This is a genomic window from Pseudomonas sp. Pc102 (assembly GCF_018408275.1).
GTDB classification, from domain to species: Bacteria; Pseudomonadota; Gammaproteobacteria; order Pseudomonadales; family Pseudomonadaceae; genus Metapseudomonas; species Metapseudomonas tohonis.
Genome location: NZ_AP021905.1, coordinates 4746441 through 4765698, shown reverse-complemented (window position 1 = coordinate 4765698; position 19258 = coordinate 4746441). Strand labels below are relative to the sequence as shown.

21 protein-coding genes and 1 pseudogene are annotated in these 19258 nt (G+C 59.5%); 7 read left to right on the top strand and 15 right to left on the bottom strand.

Annotation, left to right across the window (positions count from 1 at the left end; translation table 11 throughout):
- The first annotated feature begins 11 nt into the window (after positions 1-11).
- Positions 12-557: a hypothetical protein gene (locus tag PHLH3_RS21630; protein ID WP_213625735.1), complete on the top strand. Its 546-nt coding sequence runs from the start codon at positions 12-14 to the stop codon at positions 555-557.
- A gap of 41 nt (positions 558-598) precedes the next feature.
- The gene (locus PHLH3_RS21625; protein WP_213625734.1) at positions 599-976 is read left to right on the top strand and encodes a VOC family protein; all 378 of its coding nucleotides are present in this window, start codon (positions 599-601) and stop codon (positions 974-976) included.
- Here PHLH3_RS21625 and PHLH3_RS21620 read toward each other — a convergent pair.
- On the bottom strand, positions 957-1634 hold the full coding sequence (locus PHLH3_RS21620) for a hypothetical protein (RefSeq protein ID WP_213625733.1): 678 nt from the start codon (positions 1632-1634) through the stop codon (positions 957-959). The two genes, PHLH3_RS21625 and PHLH3_RS21620, sit on opposite strands and share 20 nt — an antisense overlap.
- A 363-nt stretch (positions 1635-1997) precedes the next feature.
- Here PHLH3_RS21620 and PHLH3_RS21615 point away from each other — a divergent pair, with 363 nt between their 5' ends.
- The 4 genes and pseudogenes from PHLH3_RS21615 (at position 1998) to PHLH3_RS21595 (ending at position 5139) form a co-directional block, all read left to right on the top strand.
- Positions 1998-3056, top strand: coding sequence for a radical SAM protein (locus tag PHLH3_RS21615; RefSeq protein WP_213625732.1), 1059 nt, complete (start codon positions 1998-2000; stop codon positions 3054-3056).
- A 178-nt stretch (positions 3057-3234) separates the two neighbouring features.
- Positions 3235-4077, top strand: a complete 843-nt coding sequence (locus PHLH3_RS21605) for a hypothetical protein (RefSeq protein ID WP_213625730.1) — start codon at positions 3235-3237, stop codon at positions 4075-4077.
- The gene (locus PHLH3_RS21600) at positions 4078-4560 is read left to right on the top strand and encodes a hypothetical protein (protein ID WP_213625729.1); all 483 of its coding nucleotides are present in this window, start codon (positions 4078-4080) and stop codon (positions 4558-4560) included.
- 150 nt (positions 4561-4710) lie between these two features.
- Positions 4711-5139: pseudogene (locus tag PHLH3_RS21595) on the top strand (hypothetical protein).
- 15 nt (positions 5140-5154) lie between these two features.
- Here PHLH3_RS21595 and PHLH3_RS21590 read toward each other — a convergent pair.
- From PHLH3_RS21590 to PHLH3_RS21550, 9 genes are all read right to left on the bottom strand, one after another.
- Positions 5155-5520: a hypothetical protein gene (locus PHLH3_RS21590; RefSeq protein WP_213625728.1), complete on the bottom strand. Its 366-nt coding sequence runs from the start codon at positions 5518-5520 to the stop codon at positions 5155-5157.
- A 74-nt stretch (positions 5521-5594) separates the two neighbouring features.
- Entirely contained in the window at positions 5595-6383 is a 789-nt protein-coding gene (locus PHLH3_RS21585; RefSeq protein WP_213625727.1) for an ATP-grasp domain-containing protein, read from the bottom strand.
- A gap of 251 nt (positions 6384-6634) precedes the next feature.
- Positions 6635-7357 (bottom strand): anti-sigma factor, encoded by a 723-nt coding sequence (locus PHLH3_RS21580; protein ID WP_213625726.1) that lies wholly within the window; start codon positions 7355-7357, stop codon positions 6635-6637.
- Positions 7354-7902: a sigma-70 family RNA polymerase sigma factor gene (locus tag PHLH3_RS21575; RefSeq protein ID WP_173172197.1), complete on the bottom strand. Its 549-nt coding sequence runs from the start codon at positions 7900-7902 to the stop codon at positions 7354-7356. Before PHLH3_RS21575 ends, PHLH3_RS21580 begins: the two co-directional genes overlap by 4 nt.
- Before the next feature lie 89 nt (positions 7903-7991).
- Complete coding sequence (locus PHLH3_RS21570) at positions 7992-8522, bottom strand: DUF3455 domain-containing protein (protein WP_213625725.1); 531 nt, start codon at positions 8520-8522, stop codon at positions 7992-7994.
- Between the two features lie 170 nt (positions 8523-8692).
- Positions 8693-10393 (bottom strand): sulfate adenylyltransferase, encoded by a 1701-nt coding sequence (locus PHLH3_RS21565; RefSeq protein WP_213625724.1) that lies wholly within the window; start codon positions 10391-10393, stop codon positions 8693-8695.
- Between the two features lie 345 nt (positions 10394-10738).
- Entirely contained in the window at positions 10739-12094 is a 1356-nt protein-coding gene (locus PHLH3_RS21560; RefSeq protein ID WP_213625723.1) for a PAS domain-containing methyl-accepting chemotaxis protein, read from the bottom strand.
- A 25-nt stretch (positions 12095-12119) separates the two neighbouring features.
- Entirely contained in the window at positions 12120-13037 is a 918-nt protein-coding gene (locus PHLH3_RS21555; protein ID WP_213625722.1) for a LysR family transcriptional regulator, read from the bottom strand.
- A gap of 832 nt (positions 13038-13869) precedes the next feature.
- Positions 13870-14187: a hypothetical protein gene (locus PHLH3_RS21550; protein ID WP_244862924.1), complete on the bottom strand. Its 318-nt coding sequence runs from the start codon at positions 14185-14187 to the stop codon at positions 13870-13872.
- A gap of 267 nt (positions 14188-14454) precedes the next feature.
- On the opposite strand from PHLH3_RS21550, the gene PHLH3_RS21545 reads away from it, so the two are divergent.
- Entirely contained in the window at positions 14455-14859 is a 405-nt protein-coding gene (locus PHLH3_RS21545; RefSeq protein ID WP_173172207.1) for a hypothetical protein, read from the top strand.
- A gap of 42 nt (positions 14860-14901) precedes the next feature.
- Here the strand turns inward: PHLH3_RS21545 and PHLH3_RS21540 are convergent, their stop codons facing one another.
- The 5 genes from PHLH3_RS21540 to PHLH3_RS21520 all read right to left on the bottom strand — a co-directional run bounded on the left by PHLH3_RS21540 (position 14902) and on the right by PHLH3_RS21520 (position 19178).
- A complete protein-coding gene (locus PHLH3_RS21540; RefSeq protein ID WP_244862923.1) occupies positions 14902-15399 on the bottom strand; it encodes a BRO family protein in 498 nt (165 codons plus the stop codon).
- Between the two features lie 365 nt (positions 15400-15764).
- Positions 15765-16298 (bottom strand): transposase, encoded by a 534-nt coding sequence (locus PHLH3_RS21535; RefSeq protein WP_213625720.1) that lies wholly within the window; start codon positions 16296-16298, stop codon positions 15765-15767.
- Positions 16299-16415: 117 nt separating this feature from the next.
- Entirely contained in the window at positions 16416-17156 is a 741-nt protein-coding gene (locus PHLH3_RS21530) for a DUF4145 domain-containing protein (RefSeq protein WP_213625719.1), read from the bottom strand.
- A gap of 9 nt (positions 17157-17165) precedes the next feature.
- On the bottom strand, positions 17166-17771 hold the full coding sequence (locus PHLH3_RS21525; protein WP_213625718.1) for a hypothetical protein: 606 nt from the start codon (positions 17769-17771) through the stop codon (positions 17166-17168).
- Between the two features lie 150 nt (positions 17772-17921).
- Complete coding sequence (locus PHLH3_RS21520; RefSeq protein ID WP_111263367.1) at positions 17922-19178, bottom strand: ribonucleotide-diphosphate reductase subunit beta; 1257 nt, start codon at positions 19176-19178, stop codon at positions 17922-17924.
- Positions 19179-19258 lie beyond the last annotated feature (80 nt).

The following is a 19258-nucleotide window of genomic DNA, read 5'->3' as shown; positions in this document are numbered from 1 at the left end:
AAAAGGGAGTCATGATGAACCCGCAGTCGCCTTACTCGCCGCCCCAGTCATCCCTCGCTCAGCAGAGTGGGGGCGTTTGGGTTGGAAAACTCCTGAAAGTGAACAACAACGCAGCACTGCCATGCGTGTGCATCAGCTGTGCGACGGACACGGAGCTTGAAGCAGTTTCGACCCGGATCAACTACGTGAGCCCTTTGACGTTCCTGTGGCTGCTGCTCAGCCCCCTGGCGTTGATTGCGGCCTATTTCATATCCCGGAAGCGGCTGGATATTTCGTACAGCCAGTGCGCGAGCTGCCTGAAGAAAAAGGCGTTCTGGACCTGGGTGTTGAGAGCGACCCTGGTGGTCTTCGTGCTGGCACTTGTTCTGCGAATAAGCGCGAATACAGGGCAATTCAATTTGCCGCTCTCGGGTCTGATATTCGGCTCGCTCCTATTCGCGTTGTTCGCGGTAACGATGAAGGACATGCGGAAGATTTCCGTGGAGCGAGTGGAGGGCGATGCCTTTTACCTGAAAGGCTTCAAGGATAAGGTCAGGGAAAAGCTCGTCTCTGCCTGACTTGAACCCTCTCGCATCCTTTATCTGTCTGGTCACGCGCCATGCTTGAGCGCCGCATCCTCTCGATCCTGCTGCACGTCGGTGACTGGCGTGCAGCCACCGACTGGTACCAGCGCGCCTTTCCCGAGGCGAAGCCTGTGCTGCCATCGACGGATGACTACGGGCATCTGGAGATGGGCGGCGTGGTGCTGGAGATCGTCAACGCCGACGAGAAGGTCGCCAGCGGCGCGGCGGGCACCGTCGTCTATTGGGCGGTGGATGATCTGGATGCCGAAGTGCTGCGCTTGGGCCAACTGGGCGCGCCGTTGTACCGAGGGCCATTGGCACTGGGGGATGGCGACCGCATCTGCCAGGTGCGCGACCCTTGGGGCAATTGCATTGGGCTGCGGCAGCGGGGGCTTAGTCGCGGTTCTCACTAAGAGCGATTGGAGTCTGGGCTGATAGGAGCGCAGGGGCACCGAAATCGGCAATCAGCTTGAGGCCGGGAATGTCCCTGTCGTCATCCTCCACCCCCATCGCAAAGCCCCATTGGCCGGCCTGACGCAACGTCAGCTCGTACTGGGTCGTCTGATGAGGTGAGAAGGCGCTCGGAGGCGTCAGCAGCCTGCTTGCCGAGCGCCCCATCCATTTGCCCCGGATTCGTTCATCGGCGAAGCAGATGCCCGGCACCTCCTCGCTCTCCTTCAGTTTTCGTTCGAGGTGGCCGTGCGAGCGGTTGATTCTTGGTACCACCCGCAGCATCAGCACGTAGGTGTAGCCCAGCTGGCTGGCGAGGTTCCTGCTCAGCGCATGGTCGTAGTCGACCTTCCAGGAGCAGGGAGCGAAAACCAGGCCGGCTGTCCGGCGGTATCCCCTGTAGTCCGGCCTCACGTACAGCAGTGACAGGACCCCTTTCTTCACCACGAAGGCATTCTCGGTATGGATGCGGCCTATCTGGTAGGCGGTACCGTCCAATTTTGTGGTGATGAGTTCAATGGACTTACCTGCGATGGGGATGGACTGAACCTGCAAGCCCTGCATGCGTTGACCTATGGATCGCCAGGTACCTCTTCCGGTGTTCTTGTTCAGGTTCAGCACTCGTCTGTCACTTTAAATACAGGGATTGGTTTGGAGAAATATCGTAGGTATGAAAGTGAACGATCCTACGCATTACCTAGAGTAATGCAATAAAGTTTTCGGTGCTGTCTTGCGAAATTAATAGATCATAAGAAAAAGGTAGTCAGTAATTTCTATAAGGTGACGATGAATGGTTTCTCATGATCCATGAATGGTTCCTTTTAAACTGTAGGCTGTTTCTTTTGATACGGATTTCACGTTAGGTAAGCCTTATTCCAGACTTGTTATTGTTTTTTCAAGCGCTACTCAGCTGCTTTTCCTTGAGTCGACATTGGTTCCAGAGATGACAATGATTGTCATTCATTGTTTGTTTGGAGACTCGATATGGATCAGCCATGGGTTCCAGAAGGTTACTGGGATGTCTTTCCGCATACGCTGACGGTGATAACGACATACAAGTGCAATGCTCAGTGTCGGGATTGCTGTTTCGAATGCAATCCGACGCTATCTGCAAAATTATCTTTCGAAGAGATAGCCAGTTTCATTGATCAAGCGTGGCAGGTGTTTCCTGGCTTGCGTCTTGTTGTGTTTAGTGGTGGGGAGCCACTTCTGCTGGGAGAGGATTTGTTTGCCTCCCTGGATCACGTTCAACAATTGGGGCTGCTTAGTCGCTGCGTGACAAATGGGTATTGGGGGAAGACTCACTCTTCGGCGACGAGAGTGGCAAGAAGACTGTCTGCTTCGGGGCTGAATGAGATCAACCTGAGTACAGGTGTCGATCATGCCGAGTGGGTCCCCGTAGCCTCGGTTGTCAATGCCGCCAAGGCCGTGGCGGAGAATGGAATATTTTGCGTAATTACCATTGAGCAAGACTCAGGCAAGAGCGAAGTGATTAGCCAAGTAAAAGCTGATGAGGAACTGAAGCCATTTATTGAGGCGGGGCTTGTGAAGTTGCAGGTAAACAGCTGGATGCCATTTCATGCAGGCAGCACTATGAGGAAAGTATTCTCCAATCGAGAAGATATGCTTCTTCAGGGCTGTGATCAGGTTTTAGAGAACTGCGTGATAACTCCTAATAAGGAAATTTCCGGTTGTTGCGGGCTTACGTTTGAGCACATTCCCGAAATGAAGCTAGGAAGCTTCAGCAAGCACGCACTTGAGGTTGTGTATTTTTCGCAAGTACGGGATTTCTTGAAAATTTGGATAAAGGTTGATGGCCCTTATCGCATATTAAAAATACTCAGCGCGTCGGCAGGTATCAGTTCTTTGGAGCACATCGTTCATCCTTGCCAAGCCTGTGCTCTGCTTCATCAGGATGAGCGTTTGCGTGAGTCCATAAAATCTGAGTATGGAAACCACATGGGGCGCGTGCTTCGTGCTTTTTATTCTCAGAGTTTGATTCAGTGCGATAGCCACAGGGAGGTGACAGCCAATGCGTCGTAGAGATTTCATGAAGGGTGCAGCATTGGGAAGTGTTGCGTTCACCCTTCCAGAGGTTAAAGCCAGTAATCGTTTGTATGGTACTCCAGGCTCGATAATCGCTAGAGATTCGGGTGGCGACAATAGATTGCGATTGCTTATGTCAAGAGGGTAAGTGCCTCTTGGTGTCTGGGAGGATGTAGTGGATTTCACTCGTCTCTGGTCCGCTGTGAGTAAGGATGCAGTGCTGGCCAGCGAGTTCTATTCGAACCGAAGTGCGCTCCTTGAACGAATGGGTATACCAGAGCAACTGATCGCTCCTCGCTCGGTTGAGGAGCAGTTGCTGTTGGCCAGCCAAGATCCAATTGTGCGCGCAGCCAGTAAGGACGGGGACTATTCCCGCTACCTCGGCAGGCTCAATGAGATGGGGATTTTTGCTGCTTCCTCCAAGATTCGCCAGCGAGTGAACGATCTGCTGAATTCCGATCCTGAAGACCTGCAAGGGCTTCTGACTCGGTCGGTGCCTGAGCAGATGCTGGAGAGTAAATATGCCAGTGATCTTCAGAAGCTAAAGGCGATCCTTACCCCAAAGGGTGAGGGTAGCTCCTTGCAGCGGCGATCCCTCGACGTCCCAGTGGCTCGTGCCGCTGTTGGGGCCGTTGCAATCGCTGTGGTTGCAGTCGGTGTCGCGACGTACGTAGTAGCAGCAGTCAACGTCGCGATAGGGGTGAATCTTGCTGTTCAACTCAGCGTTATTGTCAACGTAGCCGTCCGTACTGGTGGAGGAGGGGGGAGCAATTGCGGAGGCTGCCATGGGATCCAGCCAGGCCAGATGCTTGATGTGGAAAGTGCTGCCGTGCGGTTGGCACAGGTAAACGGCAATAGCCAGTTGTTATCTCAAGGGCTGCGAAGGCAGGTCAGGAAAGAGGTGATCGCCTGCGCCTATGCGGCACATGAACTTGGAGTGATCAGTTTGCCGAGAGCCGGGAGAAAACAAGCTCTCGATCTTCTGTGTGGCATCACCTATCGAATGGCAGGTATCTGAATGGACGTGGTGACTGTTTCTCTCAGTTTCAAATCAATGCTGTTGAACAGCCTGCTGATCGCAGTATTGCCAGTGGCGGTGATGCTGGGTGCAGACCTGTTGATCAGCAAGAGCATCAGCTTGAAGAGTGTTTTGGTTGGGGGCGTTCTCTACGCGTTGCTGCAGGGGTACCTGGTCTTCCAGGCGGGGGGCAAGGTGTATGTGGATAAGGGGGTACTTCATGTGCGGTCCGGGTTCTACGGCGCTTCGTGGCCAATCGAGGGACTCAAGGTTCAGCCGATAGACAGGGACGCGATGGAGAGCAGCGTTCGATTGAATGGCATCGCCACTTATGGCTTTCGCGCGGGCTGGTTCAGGCTCGAAGGACGCAAGGTTTTCTTCCTTACCACGGGGGAACGGAAGGCCTGCATACAGCAGAAGGGAACGACGGTCCTCTGTGTGGACAGCGATGTTGCTGCCTCTTTGAAAGCGCTTGCTTCCTGACTGCCCACGGACGTGACGCCTATCGGTCATGAACTGAGGGCGTCGCTTCGTTTGGCAGATGCAGTTCACTGTGAAGGCCTCTTCTTGACTCTAGGCCGCTGGCTTTCCTTAGGCGCCCATTTCGTGAGTGACAACCGATTCATCCTGGTCATGCCGGCCTCCGCCGACGCCACCTTCGAAGCCTTTCATAACCACCGTGTGCGGTTGCAGTGGAACACCTTGCTGGCCGTCGCGCATATGGAAACGGGTGACAGCCACCCCTCCATCGGCGCGGTTTCCTTCAACCGGGGCAAGGGCTGGAAGCGCCTGCTGGCGATGCGTACCCGCTTCGTGAACTACCAGCCGGGGCAAGGTGGCGGCGGCCATGCTGGTGGAGCCGACTGGGCTGTTCGAGTCGTGGGCGGCGTCGATGCGCCACCGCGATATCGAAGAGGGCGCTCCGAGCTGATCTACAGCTTCAGCCTGACGCTGCGACCGCCTTGGCTGGGCGTACTGCTCAATCCGCTGGCCAATCGCTTGTTCGCGTGGGAGGCGCGCAGACGTTTTGCGGCGTTGGCGGTGTTCCTGGCGAGAAAGTAGGGACGATCCACGCGGCTAGGGCACGTCGGAGCAGTTGGAAGACAACGCATCTTCAATCTGGCTGATGGCGATCTTGCCGTAGCGCTCTCCCTGTCTGGTCCATCCAAAACGGTCGATGAAGACGGGGTTATCGCGGACCTTTATCAGCGCTCGGGTGTTATGCGGATCGTATTCGCGGACGGCACTCGACGAAGCATCAGCGGGGCTCAGCCTCTTGGCCATGGCCAGAGGAATGGAGGTTCGCTCGAACGCCCGCTCTTCGAGGGTGGCCTCGCTTTCCGGTGAGTAGAGCTCCGCGTCGAACGGTATCCAGAACACCGCGACGCATTCGGCATTGGCTGCGGCGGGGCAGAGAGCCAACAGTGCCAGCAGAAAAGTCAATCGGGGGTTCATGGGGGCCTTGGATACTGCGTCCTGAATGGTCTCGGTCTGGGGCTCTTGGCTTCGCGGCGGGCTCAAGTCGAGACCGCTGAGCACAACATCGCCACAAAGCGTTCCTCCGGCCATTGCTTGCGGTCGGAGACCTGCCCATCACCCAGCTCCACCAGGCGCAGAGCGCCGGACTCAGAGGCCACCAGGTCGACCGAGAAGAAGGGGCAGGGCACGCGTTGAGTGATCTCCTGGACGAGAGGCGGCACCTCATCGGTTCGGCCATAGGCGCGGCCGTCGAGGACGAAATAGCGCTCTTCCGTTTCCGGAATCAGGGGTTCGAATTCCCTCAGGCACACGCCGCCTTCCAGCTCGCCGCGGTAGCGTTCGATGAGCGCAAGTATCTCGACCACTTCGTCCGCACTGCGGGCGATGGAACCGCGCTGGGTGGTCAGTGATTTCACGTAGTCCTTCACGAGGCAGGCGGACCAGCCCGCATTGGCCAATGCGGCGGCGAAGTCGGCGTCACGTGGAAGCACCAGGGTGGCGGGCGTGAGGTCCCGGCATTGTGGATACCACTCGGGCAGATGGTGGCAATGCCGATACTGCGCCGGGCTGGTGACGGGAATGGCGCCTCTGCTGACGATGGACGCATGCAGGTAGCTGTAGGCGGCCGGCGTCAGCATCCAGCCGCGGTACAGGACGCGGGCCCCTTCTTCGAGGGCCGGCTTCGGTTTGAAGCGTTGCAGCTCCAGCTCCTCGCAGGAGAACAGCGAGCAACCGAGGCCGGCCGCCTTGGCCGCTGCAAACTCTTCGGCAAAGGTCTCGTCCGGGATGTTTGGGTTATCGGGTGATGAGGGGTAGAGCAGGTGCATGGCGTCCATTCCGTCAGTTGCGTCGAGTAGCAGGTCGGCAAGGTACAGGGGCAGCGTTATCTGCAGCTATCCAACGCTTCCTGATTCTTCAGTTTCGTTTCGATACCCGGGTATTACCGGCAGTAGCCGATCACCTCCTGCCGCTCCTGTTCGTTCGCGTGCTGAGGGGCTTGCTGTCGGCATCGGTGGCGAAGGAGTTCACGAGTGCCGCCTTGGTCGTGAACCACTTATTTTACAGAGGGTTGAATCCGCTAGATGACCTTCACCGCCCGACCAATGAACTGAACGGGCCCCATCGGCCGGCCCGTGGTGGAGCCCCCCGGGTTTTCCAGGGTCAGCTCGAACAACTGGCTGGGCTCCAGCGGCGGCAACTGATCGAGGGGCACGCTGAGTTGCGCGCCAGGCTTGACCAGGCCGAGGGATACCGGCGCTTGCCACCCCTCCGCCTTGGTCCAGAACTGCAGCACCTTGTCGCCCGGAACCTCGCCATGCCCGAGGGGGATCAGCTGGACACTGCGGCTGTCGCTGGCCTGCACCACCCAGCCGGGGGTCTGGTCGGTGGGGGCCACCAGCACCACCATGTAGGTGATGCGCGGCGCGCTGGTCGTCAGCAGCATCGTCGCCAGCACCAGGCTTGCGGCCAGCCCGGCGCCCGCCAGGCCCCGCCATACGCCCAAGCGCCGGTGCCAAGGCACGGCCACCTGCCTCGGTGTCGTCATGTCACCATCGAGCTGCTCGTCCAGGGTGCGGGATACCCGGCTCCACAGGCGTGGGCTGGGGGTTTTCGGCTCGACGATCGCGGTCAGCTCCAGCAGGCGGTTTTCCCAGGCAGCCACGGCCGAACGCAGATCGGCGTCGTGCTTGAGGCGCTCATGCACGGCATGCCACTGGCTGGCCGGCAGGCTGCCCAGTACATATTCGCCGGCGAGGGTGTCCAGGTCTTCGGGGCCGGTGCCATTGTGCTCGGTGTTCATCCCATGCACTCCCGCAGCGCCGCCAGGCTGCGCTTGATCCACGCCTTGACCGTGCCCAAGGGCGCGCCGAGCAGGACGGCGATTTCGGCGTGCGTGCAGCCGTCGACGTAGGCATGCAGGATGCAGCGCCGCCGCGCCGGCTCCAACTGCCCCAGGCATTGATGAATCCTGGCCGAACCGTGCCCCGCCAGGCTGTCGTCCACCTCCGCCACCTGCGCGTGCAGCACCGCCGCGCCAGCATCGTCCAGGGGCGCCTCCCGGGCACCATCGCGGATATGGTTCAGCGCCAGGTTCCGCGTGATGCTGTAGATCCAGCCGCGCGCGGAGCCACGCGCCGGGTCGAAGCTGGCAGCGCGCGTCCAGATACGGATGAAGGCATCGTGCACGATGTCTTCGGCCAGGGCGTCGTCCCGCACGATGCGGCGAGCCACGCCGAGCAGACGCGCACCTTCCTGATCGTAGAGCGCCCGCAAGGCCGGCCGCTCACCTCGGGCGCAGGCGTCGAGGTGGCTTTGGTAATCGAAGGCACTGACAGGCTGATCCACTTTCTGCGCTCGAGGGTGCCCCGGCCCGTCTGGCCGGGGTGTGTCGTTGAGCGTAGCCGACGGCTCGCCTCGCGCCTGCCCGGGCGAGCTCAGTTGGCCCCCCAGAATAGGTAGTCGGCCTGGTACTTGACGACCTGCCGCTGGCCCTTGTTCTCGGCGGCGCAGGTATCGCTGGGCGCGACGCCACCCCGGGTCGCCAGGCGCTGCACGAAGCTGACGCCGCTCATGGCTCCTTTCCCTTCAGCGGGATTGGCCTTGACCAACTGGTACGGGATGTCGCCCGTTCCGGCTGGCGCGATCGCCACCTGCGTCCCGGTGATCTTCGACCCGTCACGGGCCTGCCAGGTGGCAGGCGGCCCGAAGTAGTCTCCTACCGGCTTTCCGGCCCGGTCATTGAGCACGGCCTTGGGGCCGACGAAAAACCACTCGGTCTGGCCTGGCGCACCTGCCTTGTCGCGGCATTCGTAGGTGATTTCGCCCACGCCGACGGTTTCGAGCAGGACCTTGTGGCCATCGGGCACTTTCACGGCGTCGGGCAAGGCCGTCTGGGCGCTGAGGTTCTGCATGGCGACGCACATGACGAGGCCGCTGAGCAGGCAACTGGCAGTTTTTGCGTTCATGGGGCGATCTCCTGATAGGTAGTCAAAAGGGGCAGATACGGGCTGCCCATCTGTACTACCCGCCAGGAATCGTTCCGGATGCACGTCCGGAAAAATTTTTTCGAACGGAGGGGGGCGTTCACCCCAGTGCCCCAGGGCAGCCATGGGCAGCGCTGCCGTGGGGCGTGGGTTCAGGCGTCGTCGGCGCCGCGATAGCGGGGGTAGGGCAGGCTGTTCCAGGTGCGGTTGGCCAGGCGATTGGCATCCACCGCCGCCGGGATGTCGTCGAGCAGCGCACGGGCGGCGCTCACTTCCTGCTGCACCTCCGCCTGGCCCTGGTACATGAACTCGTCGGACGCCAGTTCCGGCGCCTGGCTGAATTTCTCGTCCAGGTCATCGAGCAGGCGCCGCTGCTGCCGGTGCAGGGCGTCGCGCGCGTCCTCCACCCAGGCCGGCTGCAGGCTGCGGTTGTGGTCCAGCAGGGCGGTGTACTCGCGGTAGACGCCGTCGTAGACATCGCCTGTGTGAGCGCGCGCCTCGTGGCAGGCCAGCTCCAGGTCGCGCACGGTGAGGGCGTCCGCTTCCAGGGGTTGCGCGCGCGGTGCGCCGCCCAGACGGGTGAAGCGGGAGTAGAAGGGGAACAGGCTCTGGATCACCTTGGCCACGGGCAGGGTGCCTTCGCCGTCGTCCCCAAGGCCCTTGGGCTGGATGCCCTGCATGGCCGCCAGGGCCGACTCCGGGCGCACCACCTCCTTGGGCGGCACCAGGCCGTGGCGCAGCATCTCGCGGATGCCGGTGCCGGAGATGTTCAGCCGGTAGCGCTCGTCGTGGGGGCAGGTTTCGGTCGTGGCGTGGCTGGCGCAGCGCACGCAGTAGAACACCTCGTGGAACAGGCGCACCTCGATGCCCAGCTCCTCCGGGGTGAACTGGTCGAAGATGCTGTGGCTGGCGTACTTGTCGTAGTAGCTGCCGATGCCCGCGTGGTCGCGGCCGATCAGCGCGTGGGTGCAGCCGTAGTTCTTCATGATCAGGGCGTGCAGCACCGTCTCCCGGGGGCCGGCGAAGATGTAGGTGACCCGCAGCGGCGAGAGCATGGCGCGGTCCTTCGGGTAGTAGGTTTCCAGCACGTTGCGGTAGGCCTGCATGCGGTACTCGTGGCGCACGTATTCACGCTTGGCCATTTCCACCAGCGGCTGCAGCAGCAGGCCGTCGATGCCTTCCAGGGCGTTGCGGTGGATGTATTCGTGGCCGCGGTGCAGCGGGTTGGCGCCGGTGATGAAGCCGGCCACGGAGCGGAAGCCGCGCTCCTCGTAGAAGCGCTTCCAGGTGTCCCGGGGCTCCAGGCGCAATGATTCGAAGGGGCCCCAGTCGACCCGTTGCAGCAGCTGCAGCGGGCCACCCAGGGCCACATCGCCCATGCGCCGGTGGATGGCGTCCACCCCCGGGTGGTTGCGGTCGGTGGTGCCGAACAACTGGCGGGCGCGCTCCTCCTTGTCGTAATCGAAGATGTCCTCGATGGCGAGGGTGGCCACCGGCTCGTTGCGCTCGTCGATCAGGGCCACTTCATCGCCCAGCGCCAGGGCGGCGATCACCTCGCGGTTGCGCTCGCCCACCGGCGCGAAACTCAGCGGCACCGGCCACACCACGCCGTTGGCCAGCCGGCCATTGCCCAGCACCGACAGGTAGTCGGCCTGGTTCATGAAGCCCCTGTTGGGCGAGAGCACGCCGGTGGTGATCATCTCGATGGTGATCACCGCCTCCAGGTCGATGCGGATCGACGGCAAGGCGCGTGCCCGCGCAATTTCTGCCCGTACTCGGTCGGCGGGCACCACCTGGTTGACCAGGGTTCCACCGTGGGGCTGCTGGGGGTAGCGATCGAAGGCGAGTTCCATGTTTCCTCCTGCTCGGCTCGGGCTTCGCTCGACCGTCGCATGACCGTCGAACGGGTCGCACTGTGCCGCGTATTAGGGGTAGGACAGGGCCGGTCACGGCGGCCGTCGGGTCAGCCCGTGGGCGCAACGGGCTGGCTGAACGGTATTGGCGGGGGGCTGCGGCGGACAAGGTCGTTGCCCTGTGGGGAAAGTCTGGAAGTGTCGAACGGGGCGTCTGCCGGGCCGGCTGGGCCTGGCGGTCGGCAGGCTGCGCCATCGAGCGCAGGTGAAACGGCCGCCGCTGCCCGGACCGTCAGGCCCGGGCAGCAGCGCAGTGGCTGCTTGCCAATGGAACAGGCGTGGCCATCAGGCCTGGGCTTGCCAGGCCCCGGATTTCACCTCCGATGCGTCCAGCAGGTTGGCGAACATGCTGACCGCCTGCACCGCGTCATTGGTGCCCTGGCGGATCTGCTCCACCACCACGCCGGCCTGGTCGGCCAGGGCCATGCCCGCCTCGGCGCGTTGCAGCGTGCTCTTCATGCTGTCCACCGCCTGGCGGGTCTCGGAGAGGATCATCCCGATCATTTCCGCGATCTCGGTCGTCGCGCTGCTGGTGCGTCCTGCCAGCTGGCGCACCTCATCGGCCACCACCGCGAAGCCCCGCCCCTGGTCACCCGCACGAGCCGCCTCGATGGCCGCGTTCAGCGCCAGCAGGTTGGTCTGGTCAGCGATGCTGCGGATGGTGTTGACGATGGCGGTGATGCGCTCCGAGCGGGCCCCGAGTTGTTCCACGAAGGCGGTTGAGGCGTTCACGTCCTCGGCGAGGCCGCGCATCTCCCGGGCGGCGCTGTGGATGATCTCCGAACCGTTCTCGGCCACCCGCTCGGTCTCCATCGAGATGTGGTACGCCGTGCTGGCGCTGCGTGAATCCTGCTCGTACTTCTCCACGCGCTCGGTGATGTCGGAGGCGAACTTCACCACCTTCACCAGTTCGCCCTCGGCATTGAAGACCGGGTTGTAGGTCGCCTCCAGCCATACGATGGAGCCGTTCTTGCGCAGGCGCTTGTACTGCCCGGAGAAGAACTGGCCCTGGTTCAGCTGCGACCACAGCTGGCTGTATTCCGCGCTCTGCACGTAGCCCGCCTCGCAGAACATGCGGTGGCTCTTGCCGCGCACCTCCTGCAGCGAATAGCCCATGGCGAGGAGGAATTTCTGGTTGGCATCGATCACGTTGCCCGTCGGCGTGAACTCCACGATGGCCATCGAACGGTTCAGCGCCTTGAGCCGCGAGTGGACGTCGGCGTCCTGCTCGACCCGCGCGGTGATGTCGTAGGCCAGCTTGAGGATGCGGGTGACCTTGCCCTTGCTCAGCACCGGGCTGTAGCAGGCCTCCAGCCAGATGTTCCCGCCACGGCTGTCGCGGCGCTGGAAGACGCCCTTCACCAGCTGCCCGCTGCGCAGGGTCGCCCACAGTTGCTCGTATTCCGGCGTGCGCACCAGCGCCGGGGAGCAGAACATCCGATGGTGTTTGCCGATGACCTGTTCGAGCGAGTAGTGGAACAGCGTCAGGAAGTTGGAATTGACCCCTATCACGGTGCCGTCCGGCAGGAATTCGATCATCCCGGCGGCGCGATCGATGGCCGAGAGGTTGTCCTCCGACCGCTCGAGCGTGCCGAGCAGCTCTGCAAGGACCTTTTTTCCAGGCGAAGTGAAACTGAACATGGCAAGACTCCCTGGGCTCCGAGCCTCAGTCGTTATCTGCGGGGGTTGTCTGCGCCGCTTCACGTGGAAGCGGCACGTAGGCGAGGGCGAGTGTCTTGTCCAGCACCGCCCGCGCGCAGGCTGAGAGTGAGCGCGAGCTGAGGTAGGAGATGTAGACCGATCGACCTGCCGTCGAGAACTGGGGCAGCACCCTGACCAGCGCGCCGCTGTCCAGGTGGCGCCGTGCCAGTTTCAAGGGCAGCAGGCCGATGCCCATGCCGTTGAGCGTGGCCTGCATCAGCATCAGGCTGGAGCGGGTCAGCAGGCGCTCCTGGTGGCGCACGGGCAACGGGGGGCCGTTCTGGTTGTGGAGCACGTACTCCTTGCGGCTGTCGTCGTGCAGAACCTCGTGCGCCACCAGTGCATCCACCGTATCGGGCTGGCCTTTCAACGCCAGGTACTTCGCCGTTGCAAAGAGCCCCAGTTCCGTATCGAAGAGTTTCTTGGTCACGCAGGCAGTGTTCTTGAGTTCACCCACATGAATAAGAAGATCGATACCTTCGACGATGAAATCGGGCTCCTGATCATTGATCAGAAGTTCGACCCGAATACCGGGGTAGATACCCAATAGATCAAGTATGGAATGGCTTTCACTGCAATCGACGAAACTGCTGGGTAATTGAATACGGACTTTTCCAATGAGTTCCACCCTTTCCTGCTTGATGGAGGTCAGCGCGATATTCAGTTGATCGATACTGTCCTTGCACAGGGCATAGAGACTTTCACCATCGCAGGTGCACCGAAGTGCCTTGGTCGACCTGAAGAACAGCGTGGTCCCCAACCGTTTCTCGAAGGCCTGGAGCCGCCTGCTCAGCGTGCTTGCGGGCATGCCGAGTAGTTTTCCCGCTTTAGCCAGGCTGCCTGTGCGAACCAGTGTTACAAAAAGATCTACTTCACTTAGCATGGCTGTATTCACAAGGCTGTTGATATTTTTATATCCCTCGATATCGGGGATGTTTAATGTCGGCCCTTGTTGTTCTTATGATTCTCCAGTACGGCGGTGTATCTCATCAGGCTGCAAGGTCATGCGGATGAATCAGGTGGAAGCGATGTCTCCTGTATGAAGGGCTGCGTGGGTTCGAGGCCGCCTTTTAGTTGATTGGTTATTCCGTTCGTCGGGCCGCGATTCCAATCTAGCAACGTTGTCATAGGGGGTGGAACCGTAAAAATCGGCAAACACTCTTTCATTTTTGCAAGACACTTCCATATCGCTGTATTGCCCTTACTTGTTATCAGGTAATAAAGCGAACCTCGTGTATGGACATGCCCCCTCCAGCGCCCACGAAAAAACCACCGCCTCCTGCGATCTGTGCAGAGGTGGTGGTCAACGTCCGGGAACAGGTTGTGAATGTTATACAGTATCGTTTCGTGCCGCAGCCCCTGCCTGCTGCTGGCGGAGGTGCGCCGACCGGCGGTGCGGCCGGCCCTCGCTGAGGCCGGGGTGTGAGTAAAAAGCCACGTTCTTAGGACCTGGCTTTGCGTCTGGCCCCCAAGACGGGTGCGCAATCAGACCTCGGAGCATGCAGCTGCCGCTCACGCTGGACGTAGGGTGTGCTGCGCGCACCTCGGACTCGCCGGAAGCACCGCGCGGAGGTGCGCACGGCACACCCTACGACACGCGTTCATCCTGCCGGGCTCTCAATGCAAATCATCACAGGCAGAGCCAATGGCTCATGACCACGCCCTAGGGACGTGGTTTTCCAGGCTCAAATGAGCGTTTCGACAGTGAGCGGTCGCTAGGGTCGCTCGCAGCTATCCAGCTCCTGCTGCGTCTTCAATTGGGTTTCGATCCCCAGGCGATAGCGGCAGTAGTCGATCACCTCCTGCCGCTCCTGCGCGCTCAACCGGCTGAGGGGCTTGCTGTCGGCATCGGTGGCGAAGGGGTTCACGAATGCCACCTGGAAGGAGGGCTGCTGCTTGATGAAGAAGACCAGGCGGTTGTCCTCGGCGAAGCGCGTCTTGTAGACGCCGGTGGTGAGCCAGGCAACCAGAAGCGTGGCGGTCACCAGGCTGAGCGCGAGTGTCTTTGGCCAACGCCGGGTCCTGTTCTCCACATGCATTCCTTGGCGATGAATCGGGGAGCGGGATAGTACGAAGCGGCGATGGGTACGTCATCAGCCGGGGCGCCGGGCAGGGGCGAAGGTGCCTCGGGCTCGTTGCGACTTAGGTCCTCATCCCTCTTGCCGCTGCCACCTTCCTTGGTACTGCCATCCCGCGAATTCCTTGACCCGCCGCTCCCCGCATCCCGATTCTTCCGCTGGCAAGACGCGCCTCAAAACAATAACGATGCCCTGTGCGGCAACGGAACAAGGAGTTCTGTGATGCTTGGTTACTACGCGCCATACAGCCGGGAATACCTCGCCACGCTGATGATCGTGACGACGCTCTTCTTCGCCCTGCCCATCTTCGTTGCCCCCATCGCCTGGGCCCGACTCATGCGCTGGAGAATTCCGGAGCACCAGCACCTGGCGATCTACTTCGGCCGCTGCCTGGGGGCGTTCATCCTGATCATCGAGCTGGCCATGCTGCGTGCCGTTACCACGGGCACCGGGTACAGCTATGCGTTCGATTTGCTGTTCCTGGTCTTCACGCTGATGTTCGTGGTGCATGTGTATGGCGCGATCCGGCGCATCCAGCCGATCACCGAGACGCTGGAGATCGGCTTCTGGATGATCCTCTTCGGGCTCAACGTGCTGTTCTATCCGGCCACCGCCATCACGCTCTGAGGGGCGGTGGATGAGGGCTGGAACCTCCAGCCCTCGGTCGTGCTAGCCGATCACGTGGGGCGGCCGGGGCAGCAGGCGTGGGCAGTCTTCGAGGGGCAGCCAGACCACGTCCTGCCAGTGCAGCACCTGCAGCTCCTGCCCCATCCACTGCGCCACCGAGCGGACGGGCCAGTGGCCGACCTGGGGCTGCTCGGCACGCAGGCAGGGGATCACCTGCTGGGTGATCCATTGGCGGATGCAGCGGTTTTCCGGGTGGTAGTAGTGGATCAGCGCGGCATAGGCGCCGGATTCGCTCACCAGCCATTCGCACTTGAAGTCGCCATGGCCGTTGCGTATCCAGGCGATCTGCATCTGGTCGTCATCCAGGTTGTGCGGCAGGCGCTCGGCCAGGGGCGGGTGGTTCATCAGCCGGGCCAGGTCGGTGACCACGAACCAGGGTTGGTCTTCCAGCAACACGGCGCGCAGCAGGCGCTTGTGGCGGGTGAAGAGGGTGGGGATGAGGATTTCTTGATCGGGTTGGGGGTGGAGGGAGTCAGGCATATCCATTACCTCTGCTTGATGAAGCAGCTTTCTTAGGGCTGCTGGCGTCGGGAGTTAAGAAAACCCCAAGCAGAGGGCCGGACGTATTCCCCTTTCAGGTCTTGTATTAGTCCACTCCCGACATAACAGAGATTTTTGCGTGCGCGAGTATGCCGCGAGCACAAAAAAGCCGCTGAACTTTCGGGAGCGGTGGACCGCTGCTTGATGGGCGTTTCTTAGGCGCCGGGTACGGAGGCTATGGGCGCACCCGGAAAGTGGCAATGCAGTTACCGCGTGGGAAAGGGCTGATCGGCCAGGCCGAAACGTGAAGGTGGGGTAGGGTGGATGACGCTCTTTTCATCCACCAGGCGAGGCCCATCCCACCCTTATTCTCCCCAGCGAATAGCGTCGTCCACCACGCCATCGCCGGCCCAATCCACCGGATAGAGGCCATCCCGCACCGCCCGGTGAAAACTCGAATACGGCCAATCGCACACCCGCCGCACATGGCCGTGTTTCACCGGGTTAATGTGGATGTAATCGAAATGCCGTTGGTAATCGAGGTCGTCGCGGATCAGGTGTTCCCAATAGCGGCGTTGCCAGATGCCGCGCTCGCCCCGGGTGCGTTGAGCCTCGGTGCGGGATTCGGTGTCGGCCAGGCGTTTGGAGAAGGCGAATTTGATGGAGCGCCAGCGCATGGCGAAGTCGTCGTCGCCCGGTGGCAGGGTCCAGAGGCAGTGCATGTGTTCGGGGAGCACGACCCAGGCATCGATATGGAAGGGGCGGCGGTGTTTGACCGCCTGTACCACGGCGCGCAGCAGGTGGATTTCGCGGACCAGCAGGTCGCTGTGCCGGTTACGCAGGTTGACGGTGAAGAAGTAGGTGCCCCCGCGCATCCGGGCGCGACGGTAGTTGGACATGACCCCTCCTTGAGCCATTGGTGTTGCGGGTGGAAGAGCTGGTGGATGAGAAGAGCGTCATCCACCCTACATAACCTACTCCTGTATCAAGTAGATATAAGGTTAGTTGTGGGTTTTTCATTTGCTCTTATCTAGTAGTCCACTCTCATACAATAGCTCTTCGACTATGGCTCGGTATTCTATTCTGAATGGCTGTATATCATTTCGTCTGCAGTTATATCGAACTCGGTGTGCTGAGAGATTTCCTAGTTCTCTAAATTTATCTATTTCTTTTTTGGCTTCTTGAGATAGTTTTATCTCTGGTTTTGATATTGCTTTATTGATCAGTGTCTTTAGGTTCTGGTAGTTTCCGTCTTCGTCTTTTATCTGGTCCTCTATTTTTTTGTGCTCAAAGCAGTGAATTAATAGTATTTCTAGTAGCCTTCTCATCATTAATGCGCAAGCATCAAATAAGTTGTGCTCATATGCAGAGTTTATCTGTTGCGCTGATTTTATTAGGTATTGCCTCTTTGTCTCTGAAAAGAGTATTTCTGGTATTAATGAGTCGTCTGAGATTATTTCTTCTGATTCTGAAATATTTGGTAGTTCCGCTCTTAGTGCGGCAAGTTTTTTTGCTGAAAGCCTAAAGCTATTTGGTCTTGTGCCTTTAATAAAGCTCTTTGATTTTTCTATATTTGACTTGAGCCTGCTAGGGTTTGGTTTGGCAAAGCCAAGGCTGGTTAGTATTAAGGAGATGTCGGGGATAGTGAATTCTGGCTGATCTTTATTTGCTTGAAAGTAGAATGCTAAGAAGGTTACTCGTTCTAGTTCACTCTTGTTTGTGAGTTCTACAGTTGCAGAAAACGTTTCTAGTTTCATGATTATTTATTATTGTTCGTTTGATTTTGGAAGGTCATGCTCGATATGGTTAATTCCCGCAATAGAAACGGTAATGTCCTCCAAGTTGTCTGCGTCAATCCATCCCTTGTCGCTTGCTGTATCACGCAGGCTTTGCTCAAGGGCCTTAGGGAGTTTATGACCTATATGACGATAGCAGGTGAAAATATGGTCTGTTGTTATCGTTTCGAGATTTAGTATGTTTTTTAAGTAATAGGAGAATATTAGATTTCTTTCAAAATTGGTTTTATGCTCATATTTCGAGCAGAAATCTTTTAGCGAGACGTTGCTTTCGCCACCGAATAAGTCAAGATTTTTAATGAGTTCAGGATCTCTTTTGGATTTTGACTTTGATCGCGGCTGTGAGTTTCCCTTGCTTGATTGCTTGCTCTTTTGCCGAGTATGAGTTGCCGGGCTGGAGATTTCAGCGTCTGACACCGGAGTCGTTGAGGAAGATGCTAAATAGTCAACTGGGGTTGGGGTCGCTGAAGGTTTCAACGTTGCTATGAAGTCTGCATATAGCTTCCCTACAAACTCTTCGCTTCCTTCTGCTTCTAATTGCCCAGCTTTAAGGTCGATTTTAAGTTTCGTAATCATATTGGTATCTCCGTTTAGAAAACTAACTCAATACGGAAAGAAAAAAGCCCCGTGCTAAGGACGGGGCTTCTGTCTTTTTCACTGCCCCAACATTCCATTTCGGGTTACAGCGTTTCTAATGGTCTTGACTACTTTTTTCTTTAATCTCTATCAATCCCAGCTCAGCGCACCGCCGGTCTGGTACTCGATGACGCGAGTTTCGAAGAAGTTCTTCTCTTTCTTCAGGTCCATGATTTCGCTCATCCAGGGGAACGGGTTGGTGGTGCCCGGGTATTCCTCTTTCAGGCCGATCTGGGTGAGGCGGCGGTTGGCGATGAACTTGAGGTAGTCCTCCATCATCGCGGCGTTCATGCCCAGTACGCCGCGCGGCATGGTGTCGCGTGCGTATTCGATTTCCAGTTGGGTGCCCTGGAGGATCATCTGGGTGGCTTCGTCCTTCATGGCGGCATCCCACAGGTGCGGGTTTTCGATCTTGATCTGGTTGATCACGTCGATGCCGAAGTTCAGGTGCATGGATTCGTCGCGCAGGATGTATTGGAACTGCTCGGCGGTGCCGGTCATCTTGTTGCGGCGGCCCATGGAGAGGATCTGGGTGAAGCCGCAGTAGAAGAAGATGCCTTCCAGTACGCAGTAGTAGGCGATGAGGTTGCGCAGGAACTGGCGGTCGGTCTCCGGGGTGCCGGTCTTGAACTCGGGGTCGGAGATGGAGCGGGTGTACTTGAGGCCCCAGGACGCCTTCTTAGCGACGCTCGGGATCTCGTGGTACATGTTGAAGATCTCGCCCTCGTCCATGCCCAGCGACTCGATGCAGTACTGGTAGGCGTGGGTGTGGATCGCTTCTTCGAAGGCCTGGCGCAGGATGTACTGGCGGCATTCGGGGTTGGTGATGAGGCGGTAGACGGCCAGCACCAGGTTGTTGGCGACCAGGGAGTCGGCGGTGGAGAAGAAGCCGAGGTTGCGCATGACGATGCGGCGCTCGTCTTCGCTGAGGCCGTCCTTGCTCTTCCACAGAGCGATGTCGGCGTTCATGTTCACTTCCTGCGGCATCCAGTGGTTGGCGCAACCATCCAGATACTTCTGCCAGGCCCAGTCGTACTTGAAGGGTACGAGCTGGTTGAGGTCGGCGCGGGCGTTGATCATCTGCTTGTCGCCGACCTGTACGCGCGCGGAGGCGCCTTCGAGGTCGTCCAGGCCTTCCTGGATGTCGAGGGCGTCGAGGGCCTTCTTGGCGCGGGCGACGGCGTCGGAGTCAGCGGCGGATACGGCGCGGGCGTCCTGTACGGAGCCGGCGGCCTCGTCATCGAGCTTGTCGGCGCCGGCAGCGGCTGCGGCGTTGGTCGCGGCGTTGGGTTGGGCGGCGGCGGGTGCGGCGGCGTCTTCTTTGTCGAATTCGTCCCAGCTGAGCATCTGTCCTCTCTCCTGGTTTTTCGGCCGTTCTCTGCCGGCCTGGGTAATTGGTGCGTGGGTGTGTGCACGCTGAAGCTTTC